Origin of the sequence: Bacillus sp. FSL M7-1345 (genome assembly GCF_038006985.1) — a bacterium.
GTDB lineage: Bacteria > Bacillota > Bacilli > Bacillales > Bacillaceae_G > Bacillus_A > Bacillus_A cereus_U.
Map to the genome: position 1 here is coordinate 1755286 of NZ_JBBOWG010000001.1, position 15528 is coordinate 1770813.

The following is a 15528-nucleotide window of genomic DNA, read 5'->3' on the forward strand; positions in this document are numbered from 1 at the left end:
GAGAACAGAATGAACGTTTTTGATTTTAAAGTTTTTAAATACGTGGCTCGTTTGAACAGCATTAGTTTAGCAGCTAAGGAATTACATATGACACAACCAGCAATAACGCATATCATTAACAAATTAGAGAAAAGATATGCTTTAACTTTATTCGAGCGATCTAGACAAGGAACGGTGTTAACTGAAAATGGAAAAGAATTTTTAGTTTGTGTAGATCGACTTCTAATGGAGTATGAAAATCTTGAAGAAACAGCTTTACATTTGAAAAATAAGAGCTTGTATAAGATTGTATTAGCTACATATCCTTCCGTTACTGTATATTGTTTGGCAGAGTGTATCGAATTAGGTAATGTTGATCAAAGTCAGTATGTACTTGCAGTTCGAGAGGGAAGTTATCAAGAAGTGTTAGATTGGTTGTCTTCTGGAAGTGCAGATTTTTCTATTTCTATAAAAGAAAATTTACTACCAGGATTTCATTATGATGTCATTGGTGAAGATCCGTATGTTATGGTTTCTTCTAAGTCAGTTCCATCTGATCTTACAAGAAAAGAGTTGAAAAATTATCCTTTTATAATGCCGCTTTCTGGTTGTAAAGAAGTACTTGAACCATATTTGATGAAAAATGAAATAGTAGTTAATAAAGTGATGGAGTCAGAGTCAATTAGTTCAGCATTAGCACTTACTTTACAAGTTAAAGGAATAACAATCGTTCCATTATCAGGACTTCATAAACAAATTATTCATGACTTTATCGTGCAACCGATAGAAATTAAAATTCCACGACAACTTATTATGCAATGGTCACCTAAAAAAGAGAATGATCCGCTGTTTCTGGCGTTTGTTACGAATTTATTAGTACAATTACAAAATAAAAAAAATTAATAAAATGCTTTTAAAAAAGGTAAGTTTGATTCACTTGAACTTACCTTTTTGATTTACAACCAATATAAGGATGTATTATAAAGTCCGATTAAAATGAGAAGTACACCAGCTATACGCTGAATGCTTTTTCCTATTTTTCGGCTCTTTTTGAGTAATGCCCCATTTAATCCAAGATAGGAGATGATGAACATTAGTATAACGATAGGCAGAGCAGTTCCTATCGAAAAGAATGTCGGAAACAAGTACCCATAATTAGATGATAAAGATAAAGGGATTAACGTTCCGAAAAATAGCACAAACATAGTCGGACAGAAAGCTAAAGAAAAGAAGAACCCAAGTAAAAATGAGCTGACTTCATTTTGTTTTCGTATAAATTTGATAGGGAAGATGGAAGAGAAGAAATTTCTTCCTGTTATAATACCTGATAATATTAGACCCATTAAAATTAATAAAGGCCCGATCAGTTTGCGTAACCACGGGAAATACAAAGTTAATATTTGTTGAATCTCTTTTCCTAACACCCATACTAATAGTCCAAGTATCGTAAAAGCTATTAATTTTCCTAAAATGAAAAACAGTATATGTTTCCAGGCATGTCCCTTTTGTAAAGATTGATTGCCATAAAGTGAAACTTTAATCAGTGGGAGTTTTGTTCATCCCCCACTGATTATTAGTTGAACCAATCGGGCATTTACGGGCAGTTGATCTCCCGCCTAACTTCTTTGTCCTATCCGAATTTTGAGGTGGGAGTTTTACTGCCCGTTAATGCGGGATAAAGTGTAATAGCACTAATGTTTCCTGTTAATTGGCAAGGAGCAAGGGTACCTACTATGCCTAATAAAAACGCAAATAAAAAAGGCGTTGATTTCGTAGCATTCGCGACATCCATTAAAGGAGACATGAGTTGATAACTCCATTCACTAATTGTTGAAAATACGTTATATTCACCTTTCTAACTAGTTATATTGTAATGACCCCTCTTTAGTAATCTGTTTCCACGTTTTACCGCTATCCGTAGAAAGGAATACATTCGCTTTCATTGTAGCAAATACCATTTCAGATGAATTTTGAGGGTTTTGTGAAATATACATGATGGTATCCTTAGAATCTAAAGATGGAATTTGTATATTTGTTTCTTCATTTGTAGCAATTGATTTTTTCGTTATCATTTGCTCATTTTGCTTATTGATAGAGGCATAAATAACATCTTCATTACTTAATGTAACTGCGGTCGATTCAACTGATTTAGAAAATAGTTCAAATGTATTTCCATAATCCGTAGATAAATACACGCCATCTTTAGCACTTACCGCGACTACACTAGATTGATCGGGATGTGCTGAAAAGGAGTGGATAGTACTTGAAAGCCCCTTTAACTTACTACTTTTCCATTCTTGTCCGTTGTCCGTACTGAAATAAAAACCTTGTTGTAATTTAGAATTAGGACGTTCGTTGTATAAATAAATCGCTTCCGTATTATATCCGACGGCAAGGTTATGAAAATCAGATTCTCCATAGAATGCTAGCTTTTCAAGGTTATTGCCACCATCCGAACTTTTCATTAATCCTAAAGGGTTTTTAAAATTTGCACCTGGTTCAGGATGCCCGCTGGCAAAAAATCCATTTTTCGTTGCTTGAAAGCCCATATAATCGTGTAGCTGTGTAGCAGTTTCAAACCATTTGCCATTTTGATAAACTTTTATACCACTATGAGTTGCGATAGAAATCCCTGGCATATTTCCTGCATAGCCAATTCCATGAATGTGCGCGATTTTTCCGGATGTAATTTCTTTATAGAAGTTTTGCGGAATCGTATTTGCTGTTTCTTTATTTTTTGGCTGAGATTGAACTGTTTCTGTTTTTGCTGGTTGTGTTTCTACATTATTAGAGCATCCTGTAATTATAAATATTGAAGTAATGGCTAGTCCTACGTAATGTTTCACGCTTGTAGGCTCCTTTCCTATATGTATGAGATTTTAAGTATATGGAATAAATGTCAAGAAATTGTGGAGTGGTATGCATAATCTCGAGTGGAATAGTAATGAAAATTTTATCCCGTATATATGCGTGGTAAGAAACCCGGTAATGAAAGTTTTATTTTCAAAATAAACACTATTAATTGACGAAAAATTATAACAATAATAGAATGAATTGTATTGGATAATTAGTTTGAAAAACATACATAGAACGCTAGGGGGATTATTATGAAGTCAACATTTTTTGCTCAAAATAGAGAAAGATTAGTGAAAACATTACCAGATGAATCAATTACTATTTTATTTGCTGGACAGGCACCTCATATGTCAGCTGATGCACATTATAAATTTGTGCCGAATCGTAATTTTTACTACTTAACGGGAATCGATGAGCCGAATGTTATTTTCATGTTAAAAAAGTTTGGAAATAGTGTAGAAGAGACTCTTTTCATTGAAAAATCAGATCCAGTACTTGAAAAGTGGGTTGGAAAAACAGTTTCTAAAGAAGAAGCAGAGAAATTATCAGGTATAAAGAAAGTTGTGTATTTAGATAGCTTTGAAAAGACGATGACGAATACACTTTTCGCAGAAAATGTGAAACACGTGAATTTAGACTTGGAACTTCGTGAGTGGAACGGTACTGAGACGAAAACATTAGCGTTTGCTAAACATGTAAGAGAACAGTACCCGCACATAACAATTGGGAATGTATACCCAAACATTTGTGAATTACGAGTGTTTAAAACAGAGGAAGAAATTGAAATCATTAAAGAAGCGATAGCTGTTACTAAAGAGGGCATTTATAACGTGCTGAAGCATGCAAAAGCAGATGTGATGGAATATGAATTAGAAGCTCATTTTGATTTTACGCTTAAATCATCTGGAATTAAACATCATGCGTTTAATACAATTTTGGCGAGCGGTAAAAATGCTACAGTCCTTCATTATGAAGATAATGATGCACAAATTCAAAATGGTGATTTAGTACTGCTCGATTTAGGTGCTCAAAAAGATTACTACAACGCTGATATTAGTTACACATTCCCAGCTAGTGGAACATTCTCTAGTCGCCAAAAACAAATATATAATATCGTGTTAAAAGCATTGAAAGAAACAACTGAACTTATTAAGCCAGGATTAAAGTTTGCTGCATTAAATGAGCATACAAAAAAAGTACTGGCAGAAGAGTGTAAAGCTATTGGTTTAATTCAAGAAGATGAGGAACTATCTAAATATTATTATCACGGCGTGAGTCATTTCCTAGGTTTAGATACTCACGATGTAGGAACATACAAAGAGAGAGTATTAGAAGAAGGTATGGTTATTACGATTGAACCAGGTTTATATATTGAAGAAGAATCAATTGGGATTCGTATTGAAGATGATATTCTTGTAACAAAAGATGGGTTTGAAAACTTGTCAAAAGATATCGTTAGATCAGTTGAAGAGATTGAAGAGTTTATGAGTGAAAATAATGTAAATGTAAAAGAAGATGAAGTTGTTACGAAATAATAATTAGAAGAGGCGCTCAATTTTGGGCGCCTTTTTATTTTGCTCATTTTATATCTCCATATTTTCTTGAAAATTGTCTTCTATAATAATCTTGAAAAAGAAAAAGGAGGGATTTACCATGAAGAGATTTGTATTAACAGCAGTTACAGTCTCCGTAATATCTTTAATTGCTGCATGTTCTGTGACCACAAATACAACAAATGATCATAAAAATATGAACGACAAAAAAACAACACAGACTGAAACGGCTACAAAACCATTGAAAGTTGTAAAAGGGCCAGAAGTTACTTTAGTAGCGAAAGAAGAAAAACAAAAGCTAAGTAGCGGTGTTATTGTTCCAGTCTGGACATTCAATGGTTCATCTCCTGGTCCAGAAATCAGGGTGAAAAAAGGTGAAAAGGTTAAAGTGACATTAAAAAATGAATTATCTGCACCAGTATCTATTCATTGGCATGGATATCCTGTCCAAAATAACATGGATGGAATTCCGGGTGTGACACAAGATGCGGTTGAATCTGGAAAAAGTTTCACCTATGAATTTGAAGCGAACGTACCAGGAACGTATTGGTATCATTCACATCAAGATTCTGTAAATCAACTAGATAGAGGTTTGTATGGTGCTCTTATTGTAGAGGATACAAATGAAAAGTATGATAAAGATTACACATTAATGTTAGATGAATGGGTAACAGATAAAGAAGAAATTAATAAGCAGTTAAAAGAAATGACAAAAGGGCAAACAGAAAAAGTAGATGGTAATAAATCTAAGGATAATGAAAATACGAAAAAGAATGATGATATGAAAGGCATGGATCATGGAAATATGAAGATGGAAGGTCATGATATGAGCGTGTATGACTTATTCACAATCAATGGTAAAAGCGGAGATTTAGTAGAGACATTAAACGTGGATAAGGGCGATAAAGTTCGTCTTCGATTCGTTAATGCTGGTTATCTATCACATGATATACACGTTCATGGCCATGATATAAAAGTAATTGCGACAGATGGCCAACCAATTAATGATCCAAAAGTTATTAAGGATAAAGTAATTTCAATAGCACCGGGTGAACGTTATGATATTGAATTTACTGCTAATAATCCTGGGAAATGGTATGTTGAAGACCATTCAGAAAATAAAGGTGCAAAAGGAATGAAAGCTGTTATTGAATATGAAGGTAGTAAAGAGATGAAAGACAAAGCAAACGAAAAAGAGAAGTTATCAAAATTAGACATGACGAAATATGGTACTAAAAAATTAGGAAGTTTCACGTTAGATCAACAGTATACTGCCACATATAATATGGACTTGAATACGCAAATGAATGGAAATGAAATGGTATATACAATTAACGGAAAGGTATTCCCAGATATTGACCCAATTCCAGTGAAAAAGGGTGACTTAGTAAAAGTAAAATTAGTAAATCGCTCTAAAGCGGACGATCACCCGATGCATTTACACGGTCATTTCTTCCAGGTGTTGAGTAAAGATGGAAAACCGGTAGAAGGTTCTCCAATTGTTAAAGACACTTTGAACTTAAAACCAGGAGAAGAATATGAAGTAGCCTTTGTAGCAGACAATCCGGGTGAATGGATGTTCCACTGTCATGATTTACACCATGCTTCAGCAGGAATGGTAACAGAAGTGAAATATACAGATTACAAATCTGATTATGTTCCAAACCCTAACATTCCTAATCAGCCAGAATAATATGAAGCAGTTATCCTATGGATAGCTGCTTATTCATTTTCGTTGCAAGAGTCAATGTATATGTTGATCATGCCCGGGTGAAGGTGGGGGAGTATGATCTGGGAATGTCACGAATACGGCAACGATAATTACCACACTAATTGATAGTAATAACAAAAAACGCCGTTGAATAAAAGTAGAAAAGGTGTCTGATAAAAGTTGAATCATACATGACATAGTTATTGTTATAGTAAGTAAAAGACTAATAAACAGTATACTATGAGCTTGTTGAGCGTTTAACATTTCTGTAATCATTGCTCCCATCATACTTGCCATTAATCCAGAGAACATTCCTTCTAAAGCAGTAAATAGGTGAAAACGTAGACCGACTAAAAAACCGATAAAACCACTAATCAAAATAGCAAGCAAAGTAGAATATAGTAATTCTCCTTTAAAAAGAATCCCTAAATAAAAACCTATACTTAATCCCGTACTCATACTAAAAGACATAATAAATACCATATACTCCATTAGGGTACCCTTGCGTTTAGGGATATATGATGTAATAAGAATCGAGATACAACAAAGTGTTAAGGCGGTTAATGTGTAAGCGAACATTATGATACCTCCCTGTCCTATCATTCATTTCATCATATGTTCATATGGAGAGTACTTATGCTTATTTATATCTGCAAATTATCTGCACAATTTAAAAAAGGTAAGTTCAATATAATTTTTAAATAATGATGGTTATCTTAGTAGACGATGCTTCATAAGGAATTGTTGTATTTTACATTTTATAGAATATATGAAAGCAAATAGTAGTGAATGGAAAGGACGCTCGATTTTTGGGCGTCTTTTTTGTTTGTGAGCATGCGAAAGAAAGTGTTATATAATGAGTTTCTATTGTGAAGCCATAAAGAATAAGCGTATAATATTATAGGTCTCCCATTCGTGAGACAAACCGCGAATGATAAATAAGATTGTTGTATTATCATCGCTTCTAAACATATAGACAATGAAAGTAACACTGGAATACAGATAGGGAGTTATAAAATGAAATTAATTATTGCCGAGAAACCAGATCAAGGTTTGGCTCTTGTTTCACAGTTTAAATATCGCCGGAAAGATGGGTATTTAGAAGTAGAAGCAAATGAGTTATTTCCAAATGGAGCGTACTGTACATGGGCAATTGGTCATTTGACGCAGTTATGTAATCCAGAACATTATCACGCAGAGTGGAAAAAATGGTCATTAAATACATTACCGATGATTCCAGAGCGTTTTCAGTTTGAGGTAACAAAGTCAAAGTATAAGCAATTTAACGTTGTGAAACAGCTGTTACATAATCCTCAGGTAACAGAAATTATTCATGCGGGCGATGCTGGGCGTGAAGGGGAATTAATCGTACGAAACATTATTAATCTTTGTAACGTGCAAAAGCCAATGAAGCGTCTATGGATTTCGTCTTTAACGAAGCAAGCTATTTATCAAGGATTTAAAAACTTACTTGATGAATCAGATACGATTAATACGTATTATGAAGCATATACAAGATCTTGCGCCGACTGGGTGGTTGGTATGAATGCATCGCGTGTCTTTAGCATTTTGCTAAAGAAAAAGGGAATGAACGATGTATTTTCCGCTGGTCGTGTACAAACGCCAACATTAGCACTCATTGTAAAGCGTGAAAAAGAAATAGAGAACTTTAAGTCAGAGCCGTTTTGGGAAGTGTTCGCAACCTTTAATATAGAAGGAAAGAAGTATGAGGGGAAATGGGAGAAAGATAATGAGTCCCGCTTAAATGATCCTGATTTGGCAAATAAAATTGCAGCGTTTTGTCAAAACAAACCGGCTGTAGTAAAAGAAATGAAAACGGAGCGTAAAGAGTTTCAGCCGCCGTTTTTATTTAATTTATCCGCACTGCAAGCGACAGCAAACAAAGCTTTTAAATTTTCGCCGAAAAAGACGCTTGATATAACACAAGCACTATATCAAAAAGGGATAGTCTCTTATCCACGTTCGGATTCTAACTATGTTACACAAGGAGAAGCAGCGACGTTCCCTGATATTTTACAGAAGTTAAGTCAGTTTGATGAATATAAAGGTTTATTGCCAGCACCAATTGAATCGATTATGAACAATAAGCGTTATGTGAACGAAAAGAAAGTTACAGATCACTACGCAATTATACCGACAGAGCAAGTTACAAATCCAAGCAAACTATCAGGTGATGAGAAGAAAATTTACGATATGATCGTAAGAAGACTTATTGCGGCGCATTATGAAGTAGCAATCTTTGATTACACAACGATTACAACTCTTGTAGACGAACGTGCTGAGTTCATTTCGAAAGGAAAACAACAAATTCAAGAAGGTTGGCGTAAAGTTATTTTCCAAGACGATAAAGATGATGAAACGATTCTTCCAATTGTAGCTGAAGGTGAACAAGGGAAAGTTGTAAAGGTGAAAGTAAAAGAAGGAAAAACACAGCCACCGAAACGTTATACAGAAGGACAACTCATTACATTAATGAAAACGGCCGGTAAGTATTTAGAGAATGAAGAGCTTGAGAAAGTATTGAAGAAAACAGAAGGTTTAGGTACTGAGGCCACTCGTGCTGGTATTATTACGATGCTGAAAGACCGTAAATATATAGATGTACAGAAAAACCAAGTGTACGCAACAGATAAAGGGAAAGTATTAATTACAGCAATCGGTGATAAAATACTGGCTTCACCAGAAATGACAGCAAAATGGGAGCAACGCCTTGCGGAAATTGGAGAAGGTACAGCTTCACCAGCTACATTTATGGAGCAAACGAAGAAGCTATCAGCTAAAATTATTGAAGACGCGGTAGAAATGTCGGAGAAATGGGATTTCACCGGATTACATGTTGAATCGATTGAACGAAAAGGATCGAAATTTACAACAGGTAAAAAGGTCGGGAACTGTAAAAAATGCGATGGCGATGTTATTGACAAGTCCACGTTTTACGGTTGTTCCAACTACAACACAACACAGTGTGACTTTACCATTTCGAAGAAGATATTAAGCAAAGCTATTTCGCAAAAAAACATGACGAAGCTATTAAAAGGTGAGAAGACCGATTTAATTAAAGGCTTTAAAAAAGGCGAGAAAACGTTTGATGCGAAGTTAGAGTGGAAAGATAATAAGATTAATTTTGTGTTTGAGAATTAAGTGGTGTCAACAAATAAAAAAGTGCTTTACTAAATAAAAAAGCTCTTTCACGAGTAAAAGTTTCTGTAACAGGTTAGGTTTGAAAAAATTATTGATAGAAAAGAAAAAGCATGACAATTTTATGTCATGCTTTTTTATTTTATAATTACAGAGTTTTGTATACTAGCACTAAAATTTATTTGAAATAATTGTTTGAAAAGATGGTATGAAATAGTGTTAAGTAGCAATAAAGTTATTTAATTTACAATAAAGTCTTTTAAAATATAAAAAAGTTGTTTAAAGATCCTTCTTTAACTAAACGGCAGGTTAGTTTTAATACAATGTTTGTTTTATCATTTAACCAAAGTGATAGAAGGTCAAAGAAAAGGCAGTAATAAAGAAGTGCCATTCCTAATGTGGACTGACACTTGGTAAGATGCAAAATTCATTATTTGATTTCGGCTGAGGAATTTGATTCATCTATTTTTCCTGTACTTTATTATGATTCCTTAGGCAGCCTTCTCTGTTTTAAATACCCATTGTTGGAGAGTTGGTTGATAATACGGTATCATCCACCCTAAAATTTTGCCGATAAAATAGGCGGCAATTAGTGTGCCGATTCCGATTGAGCCTAATGATTGAATGAAAACTATACAGATTGCACCAGCCACACAAATGTTTATTAAATCGCTCAAAATTTTTGCTTTACCGAATTTTAAATTGAATTTTTCACTAATTGCATAAGTTAACGCATCATACGGCATTAATGGCAGTTTCGCTGTTGTATAGCCCATTAAACCGACCGCTATAACAAATAAACTAACAATCAAATATACACTTCGAGCAAGGAGAGTTTCAGGTGCAGGGAAAAGTTGTACAAGGAAGAGTGTTGCATCCATGAAAAACCCAAATAAAAACGAAATAATGAATTGACTCACAAATTCATTTAACTCCATTCGTTTACTTAATATCACTTGAATAATAATGTATAAAACATTTGCAAGCGCCATTGTCACACCAACCGATAAACCAATCGTTAGCGTACTTGCATATGCTAATGATGACACAGGCGATACACCAAATCCTGCTTGAATCGACATGCTAATGCCAATCGACATAAAAAATAACCCGAGCACGTATAAGATGATGCGCTTCAAGGTTCTGTTCCAATGATTCATAGTATCTCTCACTTTCTAGTTAATATTATCAATATAAAGACTATAGCTATAGAATTAAATATAACGTCAAATTCGACATATGAAAAATATATATATGATAAACTAATCATATCAAAAAACATATGACGGAGAGATACAATGGATTTTCGACAATTATATTACTTTAAAGAAATTGTGAAACAAGGAAGCATTTCTAAAGCAGCAGAAGTGCTCCATATCGCGCAGCCCCCACTTAGCCAATTATTAAAAAAGCTTGAAACTGATCTTGGCACAACTTTAATTCATCGATATCGTCAAAAATGGGAGCTTACAGCAACAGGTGAAATACTATACCAATATGCCAATCAAATGTTAATACAAATTCAAGATGTAAAGCAGCAAATTCAAGAAATTGAACAAGGTATAGGAGGAACAGTAAGTATCGGTGTATCATCTGCATGTTCGAATATACTCATTGACTATGTTAGTACGTTTAGAACACAATACCCTAATGTTAAAATAAATATAGTAACTGGAAATTCAGAAGAATTATTAAAAAGACTAGAACAAAGAGAAATTGATGTTGCCTTACTTTTAAGATTGGGCAATAGTGAACAATATGAGATGAAAATATTAAAAAAACAACCAACCGCTGTGATTATTCCATCAAGTTGGGCAACATCGTTTTCATCACAGCATGTGACGATTGAACAGATTGCCCAGTTCCCATTCATTATGCTAGGAGCAATGGAAGGACTCTCCTTCAATGAAGACCTTTTCAAAGTGTTTGATGAACATCAAGTCAAGCCAAATATCATTATCGAGTGTAAAGATATAAGGATGGTTGTAGCACTTGTTAGTAGAGGACTAGGATTATCCGTTATTCCAAGAATGGATTACACATCATCATTTTTAGAACATACAACGCTTTTTGAATTGAAACAATTTGATTTTCATTTAGAGCCTGTAATAGTAAAATTAAAAGACCAAAGAATTTCCAAAGTAGCATCTCAATTTTGGGAAATGGTTGATTAGGAGATATGAACAAAGCAAAAATAGCCTTCAATCAAGTAATATAGACATCTTACGAAAAATTGAGCCGGGATAAAAAAATTCTTTACTTGAGGAAGTTTCAAAACTGACTGTAGCTATATAAATAAAAGATAAAAAAGTTCTTTACTAATTTGAAAAACGCAGTAATTATACTACTTATTAGTAAAGAACTTTTTATACAAGGACATAAGTGGTTTCAACATATAAAAAAGCTCTTTCCCGAGTGAAATGTTCTGTATTAGGTTTGAAAATATAGATAGAAAAAAGCATGACAATTTTAAGTCATGCTTTTTTATTTTATAATTACAGAGTTTTGTATACTGGCACTAAAATTTATTTGAAATAATTGTTTGAAAAGATGCTATTAAATTGGACGTTTATATCATTTTGATCATTTCTTTTATATAAAGGAAAAATAAGAAATTAGAAAATGGAAACAAGCAATGAAGAGAACAACTGAAAGTAGCTTACACAGATGTTTATAAAAAGTTATAGAGCATTTCTTTGAATGAGGAATGCTTTTTGTTTTTGCTTAGAACGAAAATACACAACAAAAATATTATCTAAAATAATAAAAGTTTATTGCAAAACGATAAAATTTATATTAAAATCAAAATCAGAATAAATAAGTGTGTTGCTTTTTATGGAAAAGGTAACAACGTTATTTTTAAAATTAGGGGAGGTATAACTATGGACATTAACAATTTGATTATTGAAAATATTGATAACCCTCATGAGCTGGAGAGAATGTATAGAAAAGACCCGAAAGCTTTTAAAAAGTCATTCTCACAAGCATGGGCCCAAAACCCTGATTCTCAGGTGCTAGGTGCTTGGTATGAAAGGTTGCATTTCAAGGAGACGGCAAATACAGAAAAACCTTCATTGTTTCAAAAAGGTTTCTTATTCATGGGCATTTTAGCTATTCTGGCAGGGCTAAGCACCAGGATAATCTTCCATTTTGTCGAACAGGGAGCAATTGCTCCGATTAACCTGGCTTTTGGTATAATTCCCTTTATTGCTGCCTATTTTGTTTACAATAATACTCCGAAAAAAAGTATTATTTATTCTCTTGCAGCGTTGTTCCTAATTTCCGGGTTTTATCTTAATATGCTGCCATTAAATTATAAAGACAGTATTATCCTTGCTTATTTACACTTTCCCATATTCTTATGGGTATTGGTAGGGCTTGCATTTACAGGGAATGAATATTCAAAAGGCAGTACAAGATTAGCCTATATTAAATTTAATTTGGAATATTGTATTCTCTACGCCAGCATGGCAGTTAGCGGAATGGTACTAGCAGCATTAACCATGCAGTTATTTAGGTTTGTTGACTTGAATATAGAAGACTTCTATTTTAGTAATGTTGTTTTATTTGGTGCTGCCGCTCTTGCAATTGTGGCTGCATACCTGGTATCAATGAATCTGAAACTTGCTAAGAATATTACACCATATATAGCTAAAATTTTTAGTCCACTTGTCCTGATCACATTGTTGCTCTATCTAATAACGGTTATATGGGTCGGAAAAAATCCATTCTTGGACCGCAATTTCCTGATAGTCTTCAACGGAATACTCCTTGGTGTATTGGCCGTTACCATATTTTCCATTATCGAGAGCGACTCAGACGAGAAAAAGAACATTTCAGATTATATAAATTTTGCCTTAATTGTTCTTGCACTTATCATTGACAGTGTGGCTTTGTCAGCAATCGTGTTCAGACTTTCTTCTTATGGGATTACGCCTAATAGACTTGCTGCTTTAGGAGTAAACATACTTATCTGGGCAAATCTAATTTGGATTATGCTCTCCTATATGCGTTTTCTACAAAACAAATCCGGACCTTCAACTATCCAAGATGCCGTTACTAAGTATTTGCCGGTATACGGATTTTGGGCAGCTTTCGTTATATTTACTTTTCCTATAATTTTTAATTAGAAAGGCTCTGTTAATGTAACGAAAAGTTAATCTTTTATTATATCATTTTTATTAATGAGTAAGAGACGATAAGTATCGTTAATTCTATAATTTCTCGACAATAAAAAACGTCCCGCAGTGGGACGTTTTTTATTATGTATATTGCTTTTTTTTCTTAATAAGCAGCAACATTTGCGAAATGCTAGCAAGCACAGGTAATTCAATTAACGGTCCAATGACCAAGGCAAGTGCAATAAGAGGTTCGTCTGGAAAAGCAGTCACAGCAATTGCGAGTGCAACAGGCGAGTTTCTCGCTAATGTTGTTAAGCTTAGGCTTACAGTGTCTTCATAGGATAAATGCATCATACGTCCTACAAACTGTCCTAGTATAAAGTTAATCATGAAGAACAGTAATACTGGTATAAGTAACAATAAAACAACATTCATATTTTGTAATAAGTACTTACCTTGTGAGGCAAACATCGCTAATATTGCTAAACTTAAAAATGCAATTTGAGCAGAGCTGAAAAACGGAATGAGTTTATTCTCAAGTGTTTCAGTTTTTTTCATTTTATGCATAATGAATTTTGTAGCGTGCGCAAGTAAAAATGGTAAAACAAGTACAATAACAATACTTTCTAATAAAACAGAAATATCAACAGTTTTCATTACACCTGCAAATAAAAACAAATAAATTGGTAGCAATAGTATTTGTAAAATCAAATTTACCGGTAGAATTGATGTAGATAATGCGACGTTACCTTTTGCGATCTCTGTGAAAATTAAATACCAATCTGTACACGGAGTAACCATTAACATAATAAAGCCAACCCAAAGTGCTGGGTGATCTGAAAGAAATAACGCACCTAATCCCCAAGCGAGAAAAGGTGTCCATATAAAGTTAATAACTAGGCTTGTTCCAGCGAATTTTAAGTTACGGAATCCGTTTTTTATATCCTTTAAGGGGATGCTGAGGAATAATCCATAAAGCATTAAAAATAAGAAGGGGACAATAAATTTTTCTGAATACATATGTATTATATTAAATTGTCCTAATGTAACCCCGAATATAACAGCTGCAAGAATGATAAAGGTTTGAATCTTTTCTAAAGTACTCATTAATAAATCCTCTCTATAGATGAATTTCCCTCTCTAGTTGTATTATACAAGGTATTTCACTTATGTGTTTTCGAATTTATCATTTTGACTGAGGAAATATATTTCTTTATTATTTTTAATTCAAGATTTTTTGCTTTTTGAAAAGTTACTTGACTAAAGTAAGTAGGTATACTATACTCACTTACATAAGGTAATTAAATAAATAAAAGTTAAAACTTCGGTTTAGATAATGTATTTAAATGAGATAGTTTCAGCAGGACATGATGAAACCTTTTCTTAGAATAAGATTTTTAACGCTGATGAATAATGAATATGATAAGAAAGTTTAGGTGAAGAGAATGGGATTATTTAGCTCATTATTTGGTAAAAAAGAAGAAAATACAAAAGTAGAGGAGAATAAAACTATGTCAAAAGTATTATTTGTAAAAGCGAACGATCGTCCAGCGGAGCAAGCAATTAGTTCAAAAATGTATGAAACATTTGTAAGTGCTTATAAGGAAGCAAATCCGAATACAGAAATTACGGAGTTAGATTTATTTGCATTAGATCTTCCGTATTACGGAAATATCGCTATTTCAGGTGGATATAAACGTAGTCAAGGAATGGAGATAACAGCTGAAGAAGAGAAGGCAGTTGCTACAGTAGATAAATATTTAAATCAATTTTTAGAGGCTGAAAAGGTTGTATTTGCGTTCCCATTATGGAACTTTACAGTACCAGCACCATTAATTACGTATATTTCATATCTTTCTCAAGCTGGAAAAACGTTTAAATATACAGCGAACGGTCCAGAAGGTTTAGCTGGTGATAAGAAAGTAGTTGTTTTAGGCGCTCGTGGTTCAGATTACTCTTCTGAACAAATGGCTCCTATGGAAATGGCTGTTAATTACGTTACAAACGTACTTGGGTTCTGGGGAATTACCAATCCAGAGACAGTTGTAATTGAAGGACACAATCAATATCCAGATCGCTCACAGCAAATTGTTGAAGAAGGTTTAGAGAACGTTAAGAAAGTAGCGGCGAAATTTTAAATAATGATAGT

The 15528-nt window shown here is 33.6% G+C and carries 11 protein-coding genes and 1 pseudogene; 7 read left to right on the forward strand and 5 right to left on the reverse strand.

Annotated features, from left to right (window positions below):
* Positions 1–9 precede the first annotated feature (9 nt).
* Positions 10–882 carry a LysR family transcriptional regulator gene (locus tag MHB76_RS09135; RefSeq protein ID WP_016104528.1) on the forward strand — a complete coding sequence of 291 codons (873 nt, stop codon included), beginning with the start codon at positions 10–12 and terminating at the stop codon, positions 880–882.
* Between the two features lie 53 nt (positions 883–935).
* Here the strand turns inward: MHB76_RS09135 and MHB76_RS09140 are convergent.
* Both MHB76_RS09140 and MHB76_RS09145 read right to left on the reverse strand, forming a co-directional pair.
* Positions 936–1783: pseudogene (locus MHB76_RS09140) on the reverse strand (urease accessory protein UreH domain-containing protein).
* A gap of 55 nt (positions 1784–1838) precedes the next feature.
* Positions 1839–2825: a F510_1955 family glycosylhydrolase gene (locus MHB76_RS09145; protein WP_078173158.1), complete on the reverse strand. Its 987-nt coding sequence runs from the start codon at positions 2823–2825 to the stop codon at positions 1839–1841.
* A gap of 261 nt (positions 2826–3086) precedes the next feature.
* Between MHB76_RS09145 and MHB76_RS09150 the strand changes: the two genes are divergently transcribed.
* Together MHB76_RS09150 and MHB76_RS09155 are read left to right on the forward strand one after the other, a co-directional pair.
* Entirely contained in the window at positions 3087–4370 is a 1284-nt protein-coding gene (locus MHB76_RS09150) for an aminopeptidase P family protein (RefSeq protein ID WP_002202405.1), read from the forward strand.
* A gap of 118 nt (positions 4371–4488) precedes the next feature.
* A complete protein-coding gene (locus MHB76_RS09155) occupies positions 4489–6081 on the forward strand; it encodes a multicopper oxidase family protein (protein WP_078173159.1) in 1593 nt (530 codons plus the stop codon).
* A gap of 51 nt (positions 6082–6132) precedes the next feature.
* Here the strand turns inward: MHB76_RS09155 and MHB76_RS09160 are convergent, their stop codons facing one another.
* A complete protein-coding gene (locus MHB76_RS09160) occupies positions 6133–6678 on the reverse strand; it encodes a hypothetical protein (protein ID WP_078173160.1) in 546 nt (181 codons plus the stop codon).
* Positions 6679–7116: 438 nt separating this feature from the next.
* On the opposite strand from MHB76_RS09160, the gene topB reads away from it, so the two are divergent.
* Positions 7117–9261 (forward strand): DNA topoisomerase III, encoded by a 2145-nt coding sequence (gene topB, locus MHB76_RS09165; RefSeq protein ID WP_016104534.1) that lies wholly within the window; start codon positions 7117–7119, stop codon positions 9259–9261.
* 488 nt (positions 9262–9749) lie between these two features.
* On the opposite strand, the gene MHB76_RS09170 is transcribed toward topB, so the two are convergent.
* A complete protein-coding gene (locus tag MHB76_RS09170; protein ID WP_002200884.1) occupies positions 9750–10418 on the reverse strand; it encodes a YczE/YyaS/YitT family protein in 669 nt (222 codons plus the stop codon).
* 138 nt (positions 10419–10556) lie between these two features.
* Here MHB76_RS09170 and MHB76_RS09175 point away from each other — a divergent pair, with 138 nt between their 5' ends.
* Both MHB76_RS09175 and MHB76_RS09180 read left to right on the forward strand, forming a co-directional pair.
* Positions 10557–11432, forward strand: a complete 876-nt coding sequence (locus MHB76_RS09175; protein ID WP_340986265.1) for a LysR family transcriptional regulator — start codon at positions 10557–10559, stop codon at positions 11430–11432.
* Positions 11433–12140: 708 nt separating this feature from the next.
* A complete protein-coding gene (locus MHB76_RS09180) occupies positions 12141–13388 on the forward strand; it encodes a DUF4153 domain-containing protein (RefSeq protein WP_078173161.1) in 1248 nt (415 codons plus the stop codon).
* A 132-nt stretch (positions 13389–13520) separates the two neighbouring features.
* On the opposite strand, the gene MHB76_RS09185 is transcribed toward MHB76_RS09180, so the two are convergent.
* Positions 13521–14486 carry an arsenic resistance protein gene (locus MHB76_RS09185; RefSeq protein ID WP_078173162.1) on the reverse strand — a complete coding sequence of 322 codons (966 nt, stop codon included), beginning with the start codon at positions 14484–14486 and terminating at the stop codon, positions 13521–13523.
* 338 nt (positions 14487–14824) lie between these two features.
* Here MHB76_RS09185 and MHB76_RS09190 point away from each other — a divergent pair, with 338 nt between their 5' ends.
* On the forward strand, positions 14825–15517 hold the full coding sequence (locus MHB76_RS09190) for an FMN-dependent NADH-azoreductase (RefSeq protein WP_002168630.1): 693 nt from the start codon (positions 14825–14827) through the stop codon (positions 15515–15517).
* Positions 15518–15528: the final 11 nt, after the last annotated feature.

Bases quoted from the DNA above. Each gene is read 5' to 3' on its own strand.
- MHB76_RS09135 (WP_016104528.1), top strand. From the start codon at position 10: ATGAACGTTTTTGATTTTAAAGTTTTTAAATACGTGGCTCGTTTGAAC.
- MHB76_RS09170 (WP_002200884.1), bottom strand. From the start codon at position 10,418: ATGAATCATTGGAACAGAACCTTGAAGCGCATCATCTTATACGTGCTC.
- MHB76_RS09155 (WP_078173159.1), top strand. From the start codon at position 4,489: ATGAAGAGATTTGTATTAACAGCAGTTACAGTCTCCGTAATATCTTTA.
- MHB76_RS09180 (WP_078173161.1), top strand. From the start codon at position 12,141: ATGGACATTAACAATTTGATTATTGAAAATATTGATAACCCTCATGAG.
- topB (WP_016104534.1), top strand. From the start codon at position 7,117: ATGAAATTAATTATTGCCGAGAAACCAGATCAAGGTTTGGCTCTTGTT.
- MHB76_RS09160 (WP_078173160.1), bottom strand. From the start codon at position 6,678: ATGTTCGCTTACACATTAACCGCCTTAACACTTTGTTGTATCTCGATT.
- MHB76_RS09185 (WP_078173162.1), bottom strand. From the start codon at position 14,486: ATGAGTACTTTAGAAAAGATTCAAACCTTTATCATTCTTGCAGCTGTT.
- MHB76_RS09175 (WP_340986265.1), top strand. From the start codon at position 10,557: ATGGATTTTCGACAATTATATTACTTTAAAGAAATTGTGAAACAAGGA.
- MHB76_RS09190 (WP_002168630.1), top strand. From the start codon at position 14,825: ATGGGATTATTTAGCTCATTATTTGGTAAAAAAGAAGAAAATACAAAA.
- MHB76_RS09150 (WP_002202405.1), top strand. From the start codon at position 3,087: ATGAAGTCAACATTTTTTGCTCAAAATAGAGAAAGATTAGTGAAAACA.